Below are 1,684 nucleotides of genomic sequence, written 5' to 3' on the forward strand. Positions count from 1 at the left end.
GGTTTCTTTGTCCTGTTTGTTCATATTGGGACCAAGTTTTATTCCTCTGGCTGTTGCACTGGCCTGAGCTAATAATTCATTGAGTGACCATTCACTTAACTCTATCACTACTGAATCACTTGATTCCATTTTGAACGGATTTATCTTTCTCTTCACTGCTGGTTACCGTTTGTTGACTCTCTCAGCCAAACTGGTTACTCAGTAGCGGCCAACCTGCTCGGTACACCCGCTGTACACAATCACGCAGTTGAACTGTTACTATCTCTCACTACTCCAACTGGTCCGTGGCTTTTCTCTGCCAGAAATCAGACCTGTTTTCTGAGGAATGGCCCTTGGTATCCACTCATGAACTTTCCCGCCTTTATAGTTGACGTTCCAGTATTTTTGAATTTCTTCGCGGGACTTAATGCTGGAACCCGATTGACTGAGAATTACTCACGTGGTTTAATGATGCGGCTTCTTCTCATTGGCGCGGGCTTCTCTGTACTGGGACAGTGTCGACTAGGCCAATGCAACGGGTTCCATTTTTCTGTTTCTCACTTTTACAAATTGCTTGATATTTTTCATCCAGCCGTGTTCAAGACAATATTGGACTCTCCAACCTGTTCTCTGTTTCTGAACACTTCTTTCAAGCTGTTTGGATGGACTGAACTGACCTATTAAGTAGCTTAATTTTGGTTTCTGTGTCTTGAACTAAAACTCAGCGTGCGCCATGAATGAATATGGTGAGTACAGTGTATCTATATTTGCCGCGCTACACATCCATCTTTCATCACTGAAGTACGATATAAAATCAGTTTCCCCTCCCTTTAAAATCATTTTAGTCCTCTTTTCATGTCTGCGTCGAGGACTAAAATATTCAAGAGAAAAACCACATTTAACACATTTGCAGAATCAGTTTCTGCTTAAATGTTCGAGAGAAAACCCGCGGTTTCATCAAACTCCGGCCCCTGCAGCCCAGCGTTGAGGGTGGCGGCTTGTACAGCAGCATCACCTTCCGCCTCAACCACCTGCCGGAGCTCGCGATCATTTACCCGCGGTTTCAGGACAGGAACACCATTCCCTCCCAGGACAATGATTTTCCTTGACTTTTCATCTTTTATTCCAGTGTCCACTGCCTTGTGGATAAATTTCACTTTCCTTAGGATAAGAGGGGTCAGTCGTTCACCGTCCTTTCCCTGGGCATCACCTAACAGTGGTCTCCCAGCCTCCTTTGTCAGTAGCTTATCTATGTTAGTTCCACTTATTTTCAGATGTTCTTGATCACAATGTTCTTCCATGTGTCTACAGTCTGGAAGCTCGCAGCGTGAACTATCTCGGACGCCATCTGCAGCACCAGTAACGGCAGGAGCAGGAATCCCTCCAGCAACGGCCGCACCATGGACAGGAACACGATCAGCTGGTTCTCGCCAGCCATCATCATCTGTCTTCTCATTATCACCATCGCGCACCGCAGCGTTCCCCTCAACCGCGGGGTCGGGTTCTTCATCAGCGGCACTTACATCAGCGTGGCCTTCATTGCCCCCTCCGGGGATCCGTTCCCCAACGTGTCCGGGCTCTCGGTCCCCGGCAACAATGCCCCGAACAGCAGCCGCACGAACACCAGGATCATTAGGAACTGGCCCAGCAGCACGAACGCCACCTCGCCCAGGAACACCATGAACACCAGCAGCCGCACGAACTG

At 48.2% G+C, this 1,684-nt stretch carries 3 protein-coding genes; all 3 read right to left on the reverse strand.

All coding sequences use genetic code 11. The annotated features are described in order from the left end of the window. Positions 1-905 precede the first annotated feature (905 nt). Positions 906-1,280: a hypothetical protein gene (locus ACN0IC_RS15310; RefSeq protein WP_416879617.1), complete on the reverse strand. Its 375-nt coding sequence runs from the start codon at positions 1,278-1,280 to the stop codon at positions 906-908. Next, a complete protein-coding gene (locus ACN0IC_RS15315) occupies positions 1,250-1,423 on the reverse strand; it encodes a hypothetical protein (protein ID WP_416879618.1) in 174 nt (57 codons plus the stop codon). The genes ACN0IC_RS15310 and ACN0IC_RS15315 overlap by 31 nt, the downstream gene beginning before the upstream one ends. Before the next feature lie 75 nt (positions 1,424-1,498). After that, a partial coding sequence (locus ACN0IC_RS15320; protein WP_416879619.1) for a hypothetical protein occupies positions 1,499-1,684 on the reverse strand: 186 nt, incomplete at its 5' end.

The organism is Litorimonas sp., from assembly GCA_029936425.1.
Taxonomy (GTDB): domain Bacteria; phylum Pseudomonadota; class Alphaproteobacteria; order Caulobacterales; family Maricaulaceae; genus Litorimonas.